Raw genomic sequence first — 16,080 nt, forward strand, 5'->3', positions numbered from 1 at the left:
TCTTGCGTAGCAATCAAGGTACAACGCGAATGGATTTGATCAATGGCATGCAGGTATTTGCCCGCGTGGTCGACTGTGGCAGCTTTGCCGCCGCTGCCGAGGTCTTGGGTGTGTCCGGTGCCCAAGTGTCGCGGTTGATCTCCGAGCTGGAGAGACACCTGCAAACGCGCCTGTTGCAGCGCACCACGCGGCGCCTGAGCCTCACCGAATCCGGCGAACGCTTCTTGCTGCGCTGCCGCGACATCCTGGAAGACGTCAGGGAAGCCACCGCCGAGGCCAGCGGCGCCCACCTCAACCCGCGCGGACGTTTGCGCGTGCATTGCATGAGCGGGCTGGGTGTACTGATCACGCCCTTGATCGCCCGCTACAGCGAGCACTACCCGGACGTGTGCATGGAACTGACCCTGTCCCAGCACAATCCGGACCCGCTCCAAGAGGGCCACGATGTGGTGATCTCTATCGCCCATGCCTTGCCGGATTCGGCGCTGGTCAGCCAAACCCTTGGCCAGTTGTTCAGCGTGCCCTGTGCGGCGCCGGGTTACCTGACAAGGCACGGCGTGCCGCAACAACCGCAGGACCTTTTGCAGCACTGGTGCTTGCACCTGCAGGACTTCCAGGAGGATGCGTGGCTGTTCAAGGGGCCGGTTGTGATTACGCCGGGCCGGCGCTTTAGGACCAACGTTGCCGACGCCATGGTCAAGGCCACGCAGGAAGGCATGGGCGTGAGCCTGCTGCCGTTTTTCAGCGCCTGCCCGGCGCTGCAAGACGGTTCGCTGGTACGGGTACTGCCGGCTTACCGCCTGCGCGAGCGCAACATTTTCGCGGTTTACCCGTCACGGCGTTTTCTGGATGCCAAGGTGCGCACGTGGGTGGCTTTCCTGCAGACCCACTTGCCTGCGCTGTTAGCCACCCACGTCGAGGTGATGGAAAACCCGGCGCACTGGGCGGGCGATTGAGCGAGATGTTGGTGGTGCAACAGCAGTTCAATAAAGTGTTCGGATGTCCGTGCGCGTACAGGCCGCTGGGGGTTGAATTGAAAGGCTCGCAACGTTGGCATGAATTGTGTTGTCAGGCCTGTGGCGCTGACCCGACAACGGGAGGGAAACCCCACCTTTCATAAGAAACCACACCTATGCACAACGTCTTGCAACGCACATTTATCGCCGGTTTGCTGGCCCTCGGCACGCTCGGCGGGCCTTTGTCGGCAGTGGCCCAGGCTGCTTCTGATCAACAGTTTATCCCGCTGGCCACCTACCGGGTCGGCGCCTATGCCTCCAGCGGCATCCCCTGGTGGGCGGGGGAAATCGATTACTTTCGCTACATCAACGAAGTCGAAGGCGGTGTGAACGGCGTGAAGCTGGTCTGGCAGGAATGCGAGACCGAATGGAAGACCGACCGCGTCATCGAATGCTACGAGCGCTATAAAACCGGCCTGGATGGCGCGCCCACGGCGTTCTTCTTCACCCACAGCACACCCGCCTCCTATGCGTTGATCGAGCGTGCCGCCGTCGACCACATCCCGTTGATCGACGGCGCCGGCGGGCGCACCGAGTCCACCGATGGCCGGGTGTTCCCTTATGCGTTCCCGCTGCTGCTCAACTACTACGGCCAGGCGTCGGTGGGGATCAACTACATTGCCCAGCGCGAAGGTGGGCTGGACAAGCTCAAAGGCAAGAAGATCGTCACGGTTTACCATGACTCCGCGTACGGTCGCGAAACCCAGTCCGCCATGCAGTTGCTGGCGCAGAAGTACGGCTTTGAAAATATCCAGATTCCCGTGGCAGACCCTGGCAGCGAGCAGTCAACCCAATGGCGGCAGGTGCGCCAGATCAATCCGGATTGGGTGTTTTTGCGCACGTGGGGCGTTTCGACACCGGTCGCGATCAAGACCGCCGTGCGCTTCGGCGTCCCTGTGGACCGCCTGATTGGTGACGTGTGGGCCGGCTCCGAAGCCGACGTGATCCCCGCCGGCACCGCCGCCAAAGGCTATCAGGCGCTGGCGCCGTTCCCCGGTGGCGACGGCTTTGACATCCATAAAAAGCTCAAGCAGTTCATCCTGGACGCGGGCAAAAGCAACCTCAAGGACGCCAGCTACTTTGGCAAGGTGTACTACAACATCGGCTTGATCAATGCGGCCATTGCCGTCGAAGCGCTACGCACCGGCCAGGCAAAGTTCGGTAACCGGGCATTGAACGGTGAAGAGACGCGCTGGGCGTTCGAGCACCTGAACATCGACGCTGCGCGCCTCAAGGCGATGGGTTTCGAAGGGTTGCTGGCGCCCCTGACGTTGTCCTGCGCCGACCATGAAGGCGGCGGCTCAGCCCGCGTGCAGCAGTGGGACGGACAAAAATGGGTGTTGGTAACCGACTGGCTGCAAGCGGACCGCGCCACCTTGCGCCCATTGATCGAGGCCAAGTCCGCCGCGTATGCCCAGGAAAAAGGCATCGTGGCGCGTGACTGTTCGGCACCGTGAAGCGCTGATCACGCCGCCGTTGCGCTGAGTGCCTGGCCAGGGATGGCCGCAATCAGCTCGCGGGTGTACTCGGTGGCCGGCCGGTTGAAGATCTGCTCCACCGAGCCCTGTTCCACCACCCGGCCATTGCGCAGCACTAGCACCTCGTGGGCGAAGTTGGCGACCACCGACAGGTCGTGGGACACCAGCACATAGGCCATGCCCAGGTCCCGTTGCAGCTCTTCGAGCAACGCCAGAATGTGCGCCTGCACCGACACATCCAGCGCGCTGACCGGTTCGTCGAGCAGCAGCAGGTCGGGTTTCAACGCCAGCGCGCGGGCGATGGCGACGCGTTGGCACTGGCCACCGGACAGCTCTCGCGGCAGGCGGTCGAGGAAACTCACCGGCAGGTGCACGCGGCTGATCAACTCGCGAGCCGCCTGTTCCAGTGCCGCGCCCTTGAGCAGGCCGAACGACACCAGCGGCTCGACGATGCTGTCGAACACGCTCAAGCGTGGGTCGAGCGCGGCGAAGGGGTTTTGTTGCACCAGTTGCAGGCGTTGGCGCAGCGGGCGGAAGTCACGCCAACTGAGGTCGGTGACATCCTGCTGTTCGAACTTCACGCGGCCTTGGCTGGGTTTTTCCAGGCCCAGGGCGATGCGCAGCGCGGTGCTCTTGCCGGAGCCGGATTCGCCGACAATGGCCAGGGTCTGGCCGGGATACACCTCCAGGTTGAGATCCTCCAGGGCCAGGAACGTCGAGGCCTCGCCCTTGACCTTGGGCAGCGCGAACGTCTTGCCGACGTGATGCAGGCTTAGGATCGGCTGGCGGCCCAGGTCGAGGTTGATCAACGGTTCACGCCGCCTGGCGAAGGCGGGCGCGGCGGCGATCAGTGCGCGGGTGTAGTCGTGGTTGGGGTTGGCGAGAATCTGCCGTGGAGGGCCTTGTTCGACCACTGCGCCGTGCTGCATCACCAGGATGCGGTCGGCGCGGTCGGCGGCCACACCCAGGTCATGGGTGATGATCAACAGCGAAATCCCGCGTTCACTGACCAGGTGTTGCAGGTGATCGAGGATCTTGCGCTGCACGGTAACGTCCAGTGCGCTGGTGGGCTCGTCCGCAATGATCAGGCGTGGGTTACCGGCCAGGGCGATGGCTATGAGCACGCGCTGACGCATGCCGCCAGAAAGCTCGTGGGGGTATTGGCGTGCGCGCAGTACCGGTTTATCGATGCCCACCTGTTGCAGCAGCTCGACAATATCCGCGTCGACCCCGGGGTAGCGTTTGCCCTTGGCCAATATCAACGCTTCGCCAATCTGCTGGCCGACGCGCAAGGTGGGGTTGAGGCTGACCATCGGGTCCTGTGGCACCAGGCCGATGGTGCGGCCACGCAGGGTGCGTTTCTGGCGCTCGCTGGCGTGGGTCAGGTCGTTGCCGTCGACCCACAATTGACCGGCGCTGATCTGCGCATTGTCTGGCAGCAGCCCAAGAATGGCGTTGGCCAGGGTGGATTTACCCGAGCCGGACTCGCCGACAATTGCCACGGTCTCCCCTTGGGCGATGGACAACGACAGCGTGCGCACGGCCTGATTGACCTGGCCGCTGGAGCGGTATTCGACATTGAGTTGGCGTACATCGACCAAAGGGTTCATCGCTGGATCTCCTCGAACGTGCGGGCGATATGGTTGAGGCTGAAGACCACCGCCACCAGGAACAGGCCGGGCAGCAACGACACCCACGGCGCCGTGATCAGAAAATGTCGGCCGTTGGCGATCAAGGTGCCCCATTCCGCGGCCGGTGGCGCGGCGCCGAAACCGAGAAAGCTCAAGCCGGCAGTGGCGAGGATCGCGGCGCCGAAGTCTAGAGTGGCCAGCACCGCCACCGGTCCCCAGGCATTGGGCAGGATATGGCGCAGCAAGGTGCGGCCCCAACTGGCACCGCCTAAACGTGCGGCTTCCACGTAGGGCAGGGTCTTGACCCGCAACACCTCGGCGCGGGTGGTGCGGGCAAAACCCGGAATGATGCCGATGCCGACGGCGATGGCCACCGGCACGGTGCCGAAGCCGATCGCCGTGACAATCGCCAACGCCAACAGCAAGCCGGGCAGGGCGAGCAGGACATCGACGAAGCGCATGATCACCGCGTCGATACGTCCCCCGGCAAAGCCGGACAGAATGCCCAGCCCCAGACCGCCTATCAGCGCGATGCCGACCGCCAGCGAGGCGGCCAGCACCGACAGGCGGGCGCCGTAGACCACGCGGGTAAACAGGTCGCGGCCAAGTTCGTCGGTGCCGAACCAATGGGTCAGGTTGGGCGCGCTGAGCTTATCCAGCGGTGAAGTGGCATAGGGGTCGTAGTGAGTGAGCAGCTGCGGCGCCACGGCGGCGGCCAATGAGAACAGCACCAACAGCACCGCCAGGCTGAACCCCGGCCGGCGCAGCAGCGGTCGCAACGCCGCGGTCGCACGTTGCAGGTGACTGCGACGGCGCCATAGCGGGGTCGAAAACCCTGGGTTTCGATTGAGCGTAGTCATGGTCTAGGACACCTTTGGCGTGTGGGAAATACGCGGGTCAAGCCACGGGTAAAGCAGGTCCACCAGCAGGTTCACCAGTACGAAGGCAGCCGCTGATACTGCAACAATCGCCAGTACCACGGGAATGTCCTGGCGCAGCACCGCTTCCTGGGCCAGCCGGCCGATGCCGGAACGGGCGAAGATGGTCTCCACCAGCACCGCGCCAGACACTGTATTGCCCACCTGCAAGCCGATCAGCGTGAGGATCGGCAGCGCCGCATTCTTGAACCCGTGGCGTGCCTGCACTTGGCCACGGCTAAGGCCCTTGGCGTAGGCGGTGATAATGTAGGACTCTTTCCACACACCCTGGAAGCTGCGTTGCAGCACTTGGGCGTATACCGCCGCACTGGGGATCGCCAGGGTGATCGCCGGTAATACCAGGCTTTCAAAACCCCGGCTGCCGGTGGCGGGAAACCAGCCCAGCCCGAACGCAAACACCTGGATCAGCAGCAGCCCCATCCAGAACACCGGCACCGAAAAGCCCAGGGACGGCAAGCGTGCCAGCGCCTTCTTCAGCGGTTGCCAACGGATGTACGCGGTGAGGTAGGCCAGGCCGATACCGCCAAGCAGCGACAGCACAATGGCCAGGCCGGCCAGCGACAGCGTCTGCGGCAGACGTTCGACCAGCAGCTCGGCCACCGGGCGGTTAAGCGATAGCGACTGGCCAAAATCCCCGCGCAGCGCGCCCAGCAGCAAGTCGACATATTGCTCGAACAGGCCTTTGTCCAGCCCGTAATACGCCCGCGCCTTGGCCAGGTCTTGCACCGACAGCGCGTCGGCTTCTATGCCCGAGGCGCTGAGCATGATCGACAGCGTGTCACCGGGCAGCAGATAGAGGATGAAGTAGGTGATGCTGTAGGCACCCCATAGCACCAGCAGCGCCTGGCCGACTCGGCCGATCAGGTAGCGACTCATGGCGTGCCGACCTCGATATCACCCAGCAGCGCGAAGCCCTCGGCAGTCCAGCGGAAGTTTTTCACCTTGGCAGACGTCGCGGCCTGCCAAACGCGTTCATACACCGGGAACGCCGAGCCCTCGTCGACCAGCAGATCCTGCAAGTCGCCATAGGCCGTGGCGCGTTGCTGGGCCTGGGTGGCGGTGATACCTGCGTCGAACAGGGCCTTGGCGGTGTCCAGCACTGCCGGCTCGTAAAGGTTGGTGGCCAGTGTCGAACTGTTGGCGGTACGCGGGTCGAGGATGGTCTGCAGGATGATCGGATCGGCACGGGTCATGTAGTTGATGGTCAGGTCGTAGTTGCCTGCGGAGTTGTTGGCGACCCACTCGGCGCGAGTGACCACGCTGAGTTTCAACTCGATGCCGACCTTGCGCAGTTGGTCCTGGATCAGCACGTCGCCGGCAGTTTCCGCCGGGGTGATGTTGTAGCTCAGGCTCAGGCGCTTGCCATTTTTGCTGCGGTAACCGTCGGCACCCTTGGCCCAGCCGGCTTGGTCCAACAGGCGCTCGGCGCCGGCGGGGTCATACACCAGCTTGGTGCCCTGGCTCTTGAAGTAGGGCGTGGTCACGTCATAGATGCCGTCCACCACCGGGAAGCCGGCGTTGTACACGGTGCTGGCGTAGCTTTTACGGTCGATGGCCTTTTGCAGGGCCAGGCGGACTTGCTTGTCGGCCAGTGCGCGTTCGCCACGGGTGTTGGGATACAGGTTGTAGGCCGGTCCCGGCAGCGAACGGCTCTGGATCGTCGCGCCTTTGGACTGGAATAGCTTCAGGTCCACTTCGGAGAACGGGTTGCGTGGCCACAGGATATCGGCCTTGCCTTGCAGGAACAGGCCGTTGCGCACGCTTTCTTCGGGGATGTAGCTGACGTCCACGGCGTCCAGGTGTGCTTCACCCTGATTACTCATGTTGGCCGAGGCCCAGGCATAACCCTTGCGCTTGGTCAGGTGTGCGCCGACTTCCGGCGTGTAGCTGGCCAGTACGAACGGCCCGGTGCCGATGATTTTACCCAGGGAGCGCTCCTTGGCGCTGAGCGCGTAGGAGGCGGGCGCCAGAATTGACAGGTTGGTGGTGGAGGTGGCTTGCAGGAACCCGGCGTTAGGCTTGGCCAGCACCAGCTTGACGGTGAAGTCGTCAACCACCTCAGCGTGGTCGTAGCCCGCCAGGTAGGTGGCGCCGAACGTTGCCGGCAGCTCGGTGGCCAGGGCCTTGTCACTGTCAAAGGCGGTTTTCACCGCGAGGGCATCGAAGCGCTGGCCATTGCTGAAGGTCACGTCGTTACGCAGGTGAAAGGTGTAGGTCAGCGCGTCGTCGCTGATTTCCCAGCGTTTGGCCAGCCACGGGATGATCTTGCCGGTCTGCGGGTCCTGGTCGGTGAGGGATTCGGCGACATTGCGCAGCAGCACTCGGTGTTCCAACCAATAGACCTGGAATGGGTCGACGCTGACCAGGGTGGTGTTATCGCCGAAGAAGGCGATGTTCAGGGTCTTGCCCGCCTGTGTGTCGTTGCCCGGTGAGCACGCCGCGAGGCTCAGGGCCAGTGCGCCGGCGGCCAGCAGGCGGCTTGGCAGATGTGATCTATTCAATGGGGTGCCCTCGTTTTCGATTTGGCTTAAAAGTCGTAGGCCAGCTTGGTGTACCAGTAGCCGCCGCCGGGGTAGAACGGCGGGTTGCCGTACGCCGCCAAGCCGAGGTTGCTGTACACGGCGTGTTTGTCCGGGCGCACGTCGAAGATGTTGGTGCCGCCGACGCTGACGGTCAGGTGATCGACAAAGGTGTAACTGATGTCCAGGTCGGTGATCCATTTGGCGCCGAAGCTGCGGTCGCCAGTGGGGTTGACGGCCAGGGTCTTGACCGCGCCGTAGCGGGCGGTTTGCAGGTTCACCGCAAGATCCTCGACTTTCCAATTGGCGCCCAGGATCCATTTGGTCTTGGGCGACGCTTCGGTCAGGTCGCCTTCGCGGTCGCGGCCCACCAGGGTTACGCCGGAGCTGGCCAGTGCACTCGGGGTGTCGCGGGAGCCTTCGATGGTGGTTTTGTTCCAGTTAAACCCCAGGCTCCAGCGCACATCGCCCCAGGCGTCCAGCGGCGTGGTGTGGTCGGCGACCACATCCAGGCCACGGGTGCGGGTGTCGAAAGCGTTGGTGTAGTAGTTGACCCAGGTGCCCGAGGGCACGCCTTGGGCGGTGAGGATGCCGTTGATCACGCCGTTGCCCTGGTCATAGATGTTGCTGGTCAGGGCAATGCGGTCGTCGATGTCGATCAAGTACGCGTCGGCGGTGATGCTGGTGCGCGGCGCCGGTTGCCAGGTCAAGCCCAGACCAAGGTTGCGTGATTTTTCCGGCTTGAGGTCATCGCCACCCAAGGCTGTGGCCAGGTTGCTGCCCGACGGTGTCAAGCGGGTTACGGCGGGTACTACATTGCCGTTCACGTCCACGGCCACCCGGTTGTCGGCCACGGTGTAGCCGATCTGGGTCAGGGACGGCGCCCTAAAACCGGTGCCGACGGTGCCGCGCACGGCCACGGTGTCCGTCAGTTCGTAGCGAGAATTCACTTTCAGGCCGAAGGTGTTGCCCGAGTCATCGTCGTAATGTTCGACCCGCCCGGCCACATCGAGAAACCAGCGCTCGGTCAGGTCGAAGCCCAGGTCCAGATAGCCCGCGTAGTTGTTGCGGATCAGGCTGACTTCGTCTTCCGGGCGAATCGTCACCGCTGCCTGTGCGCCTGATGCGGCCGGGTAGGTCCCGGTGACATAGGCCTCGGGGTCGCCGGCGAAGGTGCTGAAGTGCTCCCAACGATGCTCCAGGCCGGCCGACACCTGCACCGGCGAGGTCAGGTTGAACAGGCTGTCGTAACGGCGGGTGAAGTCCAGGTTGTTCACCCACTGCTCGAAGCGGAAGGTGGCCAGGTTGTCGAATTTTGTCGGCGAAGCGGTGCCCAGGGATGGGTTGATGTTGAGGTCGCTGGAGTGATGGACATTGTTGCGTCCGTAGGTGGTGCTCAGGTCCCAGTTCCAGTCGGCCACCTGGCCCTTGCCGCCGAACAGCAGTTGATAGTCGCGGTCCTTGATGTTGTTCAGCGGGTAGTAGCCGTCAGGGAATACCTCGGGCACCGCGGCCCGGCCAGTCGGCAACCGGAAGTAGTTGGCGGCTTCGGCGTCGCGCTCACCGTAAGTGGAGAACGAATAGAGCGTCAGGTCCTCCAGGGGCAGTTCGGCGTTATACGCCAGGTTGAAGGCCTTGAGGTCAGGGTCGCCGTTCTTGATCGCCACCCGGTCCCAGGCGGCTTGCTTGGCTGGGTCGTTGAAGGCCCTGACGCTGTTGTCGGCCTTGTCGTTCCACGAGGCTTCGCCACGTTTGCGCGCGTCGGAGGAAAGGTGAAAAAAACCGCCGTCGCCCAGTTTGAAACCCTGGTCTGCGGCGATCTTGATGGTTTCGCCCTGCCCGGAATACAACTGGCCGTAACTGGTTTCCAAATGCCCACCTTCGTGGGTGGACTTGAGGATGATATTGATCACCCCGGCCACGGCGTCCGAGCCGTACTGGGCGGCGGCGCTGTCTTTGAGCACCTCGATATGGTCCACGGCGCTGACCGGGATCAGGTCGATGTCGACCGCATTCGCACCGCTGTTATCGATCGAGCCACGCTGGCCGGTGGCGCCGTTGTGGCGACGCTTACCGTTGACCAGCACCAGCGTGTAGGCCGGGCCCAGGCTGCGGTTGCTGAGTGGGCGCGTCACCGAGTTGTAGCCGGCGATATTGGTGCCGAAGTTGAACGACGGCAGCAACTTGGCAATCGCCTCGGACAGCTCGGAACGACCGGTCTTGAGCAGTTGCTCGCTGTTGATCACATCAATCGGCGCCGGGCTGTCGGCCACCGTACGCTGCTGGCCACGCAGGCCGGTGGAGATCACGGTGACGGTGCCGAGCTTGGCATCTTCGGTCGAAGTTTCGGCGAAGGAGGGCGCGGCAGCGAGCAGCAGGGAACTGGTCAGCAGTGACAGGTGAAACTTCTTGAGGGGCAGCGGGGAGGCGAGGTCTGGCATGTCGAGATCGGTCCATTAAGCCTGTTACAGGCACCTGGTGGTCGGGGTTACGTCCTCCGCCAGGTATGGGGTCGGTCTGTGAAGTGAAGATATTCCTATAAAAAACCCGAGGGAAAGTCTTTTTTGGAATAAGCTAATTATTAGATATTGTTATTATTTGATTTTTTAAAATCATCTATTTTTATGATGTTGTGGGGCGGGGCCGGCCGGGGCGTAAGCGTGCATCAAGTCTGCAGCGCCGGGCCCTTCAACTCGATTTGATTATCGTCCGGGTCGTTGAGATAAATCGACCAGCCCGCTCACCACAAGATAAGGGTAGGTTTTCACCAAAAATGTGTAGATACCCATGCCCCGATGAGGGCGTGCCTGTTGATGCAGTGGTTGCTGACGCGCATCGAGCCCACTCTGCTTGCGCACAGGAAAAATAGATAATATGTTAACGGTATAACTATAAATAATCTGTGGGAGCGGGGATATGCCAGCCTTATTGCACGCGCGTGAGACGTTCGCCAACTGGAACCGCGACCTGCAGGCGGTGTGCGGCAATTTCAGCACGGCGCTGTCAGATCAACACACGCTGTTTATCGGCAGTGTGTATGGCCAGGATGTCTGCGGCCTTGAGTTGGCCCATATCCGCACCAATGCCGGATTGATCCGCCGCCATCGCACCTCGGGTGACGGCGACGACGACCGTCACTGCTTTCTCATTCTTCAATGCAGCGGCCATCAGCGCATCCGTGGGCAACATCAGGTGATTGAGTTGGGGCCTGAAGATATCGCCCTGGTCGACTCGGCGCAGGCGTTCGAGATCGAGCCGCGAGGGCTGGTGCAAAATATCTCGATTCACCTGTCACGCCAGGAAGTCAGCCATCAACTCGGCCAGCAACCGTTGTTCGGCAAGCTCGCTCGCAATAGTGTCGCCACGCATATGATTCGCGCACTCGTGCGTTCATTGGGCGACGTCGCGTTGCGCAGGGAATCCGGCGCCAGCAACGATGGGGCGGCGCTGGAGCATGCCCTGATCGGGTTGGCTGTCGCCGGCCTCGACGAGCGTTCCGGCGGGCAGCCCGCCTTTGCATGCGTGGGCCACGATGACCTGTATGGCTTGGCCACCCGCTTGGTTGAGGCCTCCCTGCAAGACGCCGAGCTAGGCCCTGATTATCTGGCTCGTCAGTTGAATGTGTCGGTTCGCCAGCTCTATCGGCTGTTCGAGCAGCGCCACGAAAGCATCTCGCGTTATATCCAGCAACGCCGTCTGGAACGGGTGGCCCAGGATCTGCGGTGCCACGAACTGCGCCATGAATCAATCACTCAGATCGCCTTCAAGTGGGGGTTTGTCGACGCCGCGCATTTCAGTCGCGCGTTCAAGCGCCATTTCCAGCACGGCCCACGGGATTTTCGCCAACAGTCCGTGTAAGTGTGCGCCTGGCAGAGAATGCCAAGCGGTTTGGCAGACTCAGTCAAGTCACGCTGCGTGGCAGGCCTTTTAATAAGGTTGCCTGGGCTGGGGGTGATACCGAGCCGATTATCGCTGGAGAACAATAACAATGAGATCACGCAGCCTGTTACCAGGCCTCCCTTTACTGATGGCTTCGCTCTGCACAGTGGTGTGGGCGGCACCGGCGCAGGTCGATGGCCCGCGAATCATCGCGGCCGACCAGGAACCGGGCAACTGGATGAGCCATGGTCGCACCTACGATGAGCAGCGCTACAGCCCGCTGGACAGCGTCAATGCCGGCAACGTCGCTCAACTGGGCATGGCCTGGACCACCAAGCTTGATATCGACAGTGGCACTGAGGCTACGCCATTGGTGGTCGATGGGGTGATGTACACCACCGGGGCCTTCAGCATTGTCTATGCCATCAATGCCGCCACCGGTGAGTTGCTGTGGAAATACGATCCGAAGGTGCCGCCCGAGAACCTGAGCCAGGGTTGCTGCGGACCGGTCAATCGCGGCGTTGCGGTATGGCAGGGCAAGGTCTACGTGGGCAGCTTCGATGGTCGCTTGATCGCCCTGGATGCGGCCAATGGTCAGCCGGTGTGGAGCGTCGATACCATCATTGACCGGACAAAAAGCTACTCGATCACCGGAGCGCCTCGCATCGTCAAGGGCAAGGTGCTGATCGGCAATGGCGGCGCCGAGTTTGGCGTGCGCGGCTACGTCACAGCCTATGATGCCGACACCGGAAAACAGGTGTGGCGCTTCTATACCGTACCCGGCGACCCCAAGCTGCCCCCGGAAAACCCCGCTATGGCCAACGCCATGAAAACCTGGGACGGCGACGGCTGGGTCAAATGGGGCGGCGGCGGAACGGTCTGGGACTCGATGGCCTATGACCCGCAGCTGGATCTTCTCTATGTGGGCACGGGTAACGGTTCACCTTGGAACTACCAGTTCCGCAGCAATGGCAAGGGTGACAACCTGTATGTGTCGTCGATCCTGGCGCTGCGGCCAGACACCGGCGAATACGTGTGGCACTACCAGATCACGCCGCAGGACCAGTGGGATTTCACCGCGACCCAACACATGATCCTGGCCGATATCAAGATCGACGGCACCGTACGCAAGGTGATCATGCAGGCGCCGAAAAACGGGTTTTTCTACGTCCTGGATCGCACCAACGGCCAGTTGCTCTCGGCTAACAATTTCGTCCCGGTCAACTGGGCCAGCGGTATCGACCTGAAAACCGGGCGCCCGATCCTCACCGGTGCGGCCGACTATTCCAAAGAGCCGAAGGTGGTACAGCCGAGCTTTCTCGGCGGGCACAACTGGCACCCCATGTCATTCAGCCCCAAGACCGGTTACGTCTACATCCCGGCTCAGTACACCCTGGCTGAGTTGAAGGCGGCCAAGGCGCCGATGTTCTTGTCGAACAAGTCCGTGGTGAATTTCGGGCTGGATGTGCCGGACTTGCCTGAAGATCCGAAAACCCTCAATAAAATCCGTGATGCCTGGAGCGGAGAACTGATCGCCTGGGACCCGGTTAAACAGCGGGCGGCCTGGAAGCAGCCTTACATCAGCGCCGGCAATGGCGGCACGTTGGCCACCGCAGGCAACCTGGTGTTCCAGGGCACGGCCGATGGTCGCGTTGTCGCCTACCGCGCCGACACCGGCAAGCCGCTTTGGGAACATCGAGCCAACTCCGGGGTGATGGCCGGGCCTGTCACCTATAGCGTCGATGGCGAGCAATACGTGGCGTTCTCGGTGGGCTGGGGCGGCATCATCCCGTTGCTGACCGGTCCATTGACCAACAAGGGCAAGGTGCGCGCAGAGTCGCGGGTGATCGCCTTCAAGCTAGGCGCCCACGGCGAACTACCGCCGCCCAAGGTAGCGCCGGTCGTACCGACGACCCATCAGGTTCTCACCGCCACCCCCGAGCAGCTGGCGCAGGCGCGGGGCTTGTTCAATGGCCTGTGTGCCGGTTGCCATGGCCTTAACGCCATCAGCGGCGGCGTGGTCCCGGACCTGCGCTACCTGGATGACAACAAGCACGCGGCGTTTCCAGCGTTTCTCAGCGGGGCGCTGATCAATGGGGGCATGCCGAACTTCTCCGACATGCTTCAACGCGAAGACATGGAATTGATCCGCCAATACCTTGTCAAGCGAACCCAGGATCTGCACGCCGATCTCAAGGCGGCCGGGCACACCGCCTCGCACTGATTTCATGCCGTTACACCTGCGCCTGGCGGCTCCCTGTGGAACCGCCATGGCGAAGCGCTGCCCCCCATAAAAATAAAGAGACTCGCCATGAAAACACTTAGCACTCTGACCTTCAGCGCACTGCTCGCCAGCCTGGCGCCCCTGGCCCAGGCCGATGTCAAACCTGACCCCGGCGACTACACCGCGCTGCCGCAGGGCACCGATGTGGTGGTGCTGTACCAGCAGAACCCGAGAGGGGATAAGGTGTATTCCGGCGGCAAGAAAGTCGCCGACAACCTCGATCTGGACCTCACGGTCGGCGTGTTGCGACTGATCCACTTCACTGAGTTCTTCAATACAGGGCTCACCTGGGACCCACAGATTGTGATCCCCTTCGGCTATCAGAAGATCGGCGCCACCGACAGCAAAAACTCGGGGCTGGGTGATATCACGTTCGGCGGCACGGTGTGGACCATCGCTGACCTCGCCAACAACGAACACCTGGGCTGGTCGGTGTTTGTGACCGCACCCACCGGCAGCGACAAAAACCAGGGTTTTGCGCTGAGCGACAACCGCTGGGCCTTGGACTTCCAGGTCGGCTATATCAAGGGCCTTACCGATAACATCACTTGGGACGTGATCGCCGAAACGGAGTTCTACGCCAAGCAGCGCGCCACCGATGCCGAAAAAGAACCGTTGCTCCAGTTGCACAATCATCTGCGCTACAACTTCACCCCGGACACCTACGCCGCGATCTCCTATCGACATAACTGGGGCGCACGCCAGACCCTCGATCATGAAACCCTGGCCACCAGCCGCAGCAACGGTACGGTCGGCTTTACCGTCGCGACCATGCTGGGCAAGCAAGTGCAGGCCCTGGGCCAGCTCATGCGTGACACTTCAGTGCGTGAAGGCGTGAAGATTGATCATTCACTGCAGTTTCGCCTGGCGTACTTTTACTGAGACCAAGGTGACCCAGGGGCGCGCCCTCACGATTGCGTGAGGGCCAGTGTGTTCAAGCACACCACTTTGGGTTGCGTCATTTCCTCGTAGGCGAAACGTACCCCCTCACGCCCCAGGCTGCCGTACTTGGAGCCACCAAACGGCATTGCATCAAAACGGTAGTCGGAGGAGTCGTTGATCATCACGCCTGCGGCCTCGATCCTGCGCGCAGCGCTCATGGCCGTCGCCAGGTCGCGGGTGAAAATGCCGGCGTGCAAGCTGTAGTCAGGCTCATTGGCCAGCGCGATGGCCTCATCGAAGGCGTCAAATCGTTGCAACACCACCACGGGTGCGAAGACTTCGTTACGCCATAACTGGCTGGTGTGATCGACGTTTTCCAGGACTGTGGCGGCGTAGCATGAACCCAGGCGCGTGTGCCCGCATAGCAAGGTTGCACCTTGCGTCAATGCGTCGGCCACTACGCGCTGCGCATTTTTCGCCGCTTGCTCGGTGATCATCGGGCCGATGTCGGTGCTGGCCAGCAGAGGGTCGCCGGCCACCAAGGCGCTCGCCTGACTGACAAAGCGCTCGCGGAACGCTGCATAAACAGACTCATGAATCAGCAGTCGTTGAGTGCCGATGCAGTTTTGCCCCGCCGCCCAGAATGCGCCGGACAGGCAACTCTCCACCGCCGCCGCAAGGTCGCAGTCACCCATGACGATCACCGGCGCGTTACCGCCCAGGTCCATCGCCAGTTTCTTCAGGCCCGCTGTGCGGGCGATCTGCTCACCGGTGACGAAGCCTCCGGTAAAGGAAATCATGCGCACGTCACGTGCCGCGACCAGGGCCTTGCCCAGTTCGGCGCCGCCGGTGGCAACCGTGACCACCGACTCGGGCAGCCCGGCGTCGACCAGGTACGACACCAGTTTTATCGCTGACAACGGCGCCAATTCAGACGGCTTGAGAATCACCGCGTTACCACCGGCAATGGCGGGGCCAAGCTTGTGCGCCACCAGGTTCAAGGGGTCGTTGTATGGCGTGATCGCGACGATCAAGCCAAGGGGTTCGCGGGTGAACCAGCCCTGACGCGACTCTGAGCCCTCATACGCGTCGAACGGAATCACCTCGCCGGCATTGCGCTTGGCTTCTTCGGCCGAGAGCTTGAGGGTGTTGACGCAACGCTTGACCTCTTTTTGTGCCTGCTTGAGGGTTTTGCCGGCTTCGTCGACGATCAGTCGGGCAAATGCCTGTGCATCGCGTTCGATGCGCCGGGCCGCCTGTTCGAGAATCTGCGCCCTGCGATAGCGCGGCAAACCGGCACAGGCGCGCACGCCCTGGCGGCCCTGTTCCAGCAGGTGTGGTGCCTGCGAAGCGCACAGATCCGCTACGGTGCCGATCAGCGTCCCGTCAAAGGGGTTGAACACGTGGATCTGTGGTGCCACGACAGTCCGGGCCACATTCGATACGTTCACAG

At 62.2% G+C, this 16,080-nt stretch carries 11 protein-coding genes; 5 read left to right on the forward strand and 6 right to left on the reverse strand.

Features of this window, described 5'->3' with window-relative positions; translation table 11 throughout:
* The first annotated feature begins 29 nt into the window (after positions 1-29).
* Together PspS35_RS13760 and PspS35_RS13765 are read left to right on the forward strand one after the other, a co-directional pair.
* Positions 30-956, forward strand: coding sequence for a LysR family transcriptional regulator (locus PspS35_RS13760; RefSeq protein WP_159935324.1), 927 nt, complete (start codon positions 30-32; stop codon positions 954-956).
* Between the two features lie 176 nt (positions 957-1,132).
* Complete coding sequence (locus PspS35_RS13765; RefSeq protein WP_159935326.1) at positions 1,133-2,473, forward strand: ABC transporter substrate-binding protein; 1,341 nt, start codon at positions 1,133-1,135, stop codon at positions 2,471-2,473.
* Between the two features lie 8 nt (positions 2,474-2,481).
* Here the strand turns inward: PspS35_RS13765 and PspS35_RS13770 are convergent, their stop codons facing one another.
* The 5 genes from PspS35_RS13770 to PspS35_RS13790 are packed head-to-tail and all read right to left on the reverse strand — an operon-like array spanning position 2,482 to position 10,023.
* Positions 2,482-4,104, reverse strand: a complete 1,623-nt coding sequence (locus tag PspS35_RS13770; RefSeq protein WP_159935328.1) for an ABC transporter ATP-binding protein — start codon at positions 4,102-4,104, stop codon at positions 2,482-2,484.
* Positions 4,101-4,985: an ABC transporter permease gene (locus tag PspS35_RS13775; RefSeq protein ID WP_159935330.1), complete on the reverse strand. Its 885-nt coding sequence runs from the start codon at positions 4,983-4,985 to the stop codon at positions 4,101-4,103. The genes PspS35_RS13770 and PspS35_RS13775 overlap by 4 nt, the downstream gene beginning before the upstream one ends.
* Positions 4,986-4,988: 3 nt before the next feature.
* On the reverse strand, positions 4,989-5,939 hold the full coding sequence (locus PspS35_RS13780) for an ABC transporter permease (RefSeq protein WP_159935332.1): 951 nt from the start codon (positions 5,937-5,939) through the stop codon (positions 4,989-4,991).
* Positions 5,936-7,564 carry an ABC transporter substrate-binding protein gene (locus PspS35_RS13785; RefSeq protein WP_238786042.1) on the reverse strand — a complete coding sequence of 543 codons (1,629 nt, stop codon included), beginning with the start codon at positions 7,562-7,564 and terminating at the stop codon, positions 5,936-5,938. Before PspS35_RS13785 ends, PspS35_RS13780 begins: the two co-directional genes overlap by 4 nt.
* Before the next feature lie 26 nt (positions 7,565-7,590).
* On the reverse strand, positions 7,591-10,023 hold the full coding sequence (locus PspS35_RS13790) for a TonB-dependent receptor (protein ID WP_159935334.1): 2,433 nt from the start codon (positions 10,021-10,023) through the stop codon (positions 7,591-7,593).
* Between the two features lie 475 nt (positions 10,024-10,498).
* Between PspS35_RS13790 and feaR the strand changes: the two genes are divergently transcribed.
* The 3 genes from feaR (at position 10,499) to PspS35_RS13805 (ending at position 14,627) form a co-directional block, all read left to right on the forward strand.
* Positions 10,499-11,440, forward strand: coding sequence for a transcriptional regulator FeaR (gene feaR, locus PspS35_RS13795; protein ID WP_159935336.1), 942 nt, complete (start codon positions 10,499-10,501; stop codon positions 11,438-11,440).
* A gap of 169 nt (positions 11,441-11,609) precedes the next feature.
* The gene (locus tag PspS35_RS13800) at positions 11,610-13,685 is read left to right on the forward strand and encodes a PQQ-dependent dehydrogenase, methanol/ethanol family (RefSeq protein WP_238786043.1); all 2,076 of its coding nucleotides are present in this window, start codon (positions 11,610-11,612) and stop codon (positions 13,683-13,685) included.
* Positions 13,686-13,772: 87 nt separating this feature from the next.
* Positions 13,773-14,627 (forward strand): transporter, encoded by an 855-nt coding sequence (locus tag PspS35_RS13805; protein WP_159935339.1) that lies wholly within the window; start codon positions 13,773-13,775, stop codon positions 14,625-14,627.
* Between the two features lie 26 nt (positions 14,628-14,653).
* Here the strand turns inward: PspS35_RS13805 and PspS35_RS13810 are convergent, their stop codons facing one another.
* Entirely contained in the window at positions 14,654-16,078 is a 1,425-nt protein-coding gene (locus PspS35_RS13810) for an aldehyde dehydrogenase family protein (RefSeq protein ID WP_159935340.1), read from the reverse strand.
* Positions 16,079-16,080: the final 2 nt, after the last annotated feature.

The organism is Pseudomonas sp. S35 (assembly GCF_009866765.1).
GTDB lineage: Bacteria > Pseudomonadota > Gammaproteobacteria > Pseudomonadales > Pseudomonadaceae > Aquipseudomonas.

What these genes read in the sequence shown, in the direction of transcription:
- PspS35_RS13760 (WP_159935324.1), top strand. Translation starts at nt 30, where the DNA reads ATGGATTTGATCAATGGCATGCAGGTATTTGCCCGCGTGGTCGACTGT.
- PspS35_RS13765 (WP_159935326.1), top strand. Translation starts at nt 1,133, where the DNA reads ATGCACAACGTCTTGCAACGCACATTTATCGCCGGTTTGCTGGCCCTC.
- PspS35_RS13770 (WP_159935328.1), bottom strand. Translation starts at nt 4,104, where the DNA reads ATGAACCCTTTGGTCGATGTACGCCAACTCAATGTCGAATACCGCTCC.
- PspS35_RS13775 (WP_159935330.1), bottom strand. Translation starts at nt 4,985, where the DNA reads ATGACTACGCTCAATCGAAACCCAGGGTTTTCGACCCCGCTATGGCGC.
- PspS35_RS13780 (WP_159935332.1), bottom strand. Translation starts at nt 5,939, where the DNA reads ATGAGTCGCTACCTGATCGGCCGAGTCGGCCAGGCGCTGCTGGTGCTA.
- PspS35_RS13790 (WP_159935334.1), bottom strand. Translation starts at nt 10,023, where the DNA reads ATGCCAGACCTCGCCTCCCCGCTGCCCCTCAAGAAGTTTCACCTGTCA.
- feaR (WP_159935336.1), top strand. Translation starts at nt 10,499, where the DNA reads ATGCCAGCCTTATTGCACGCGCGTGAGACGTTCGCCAACTGGAACCGC.
- PspS35_RS13800 (WP_238786043.1), top strand. Translation starts at nt 11,610, where the DNA reads ATGGCTTCGCTCTGCACAGTGGTGTGGGCGGCACCGGCGCAGGTCGAT.
- PspS35_RS13805 (WP_159935339.1), top strand. Translation starts at nt 13,773, where the DNA reads ATGAAAACACTTAGCACTCTGACCTTCAGCGCACTGCTCGCCAGCCTG.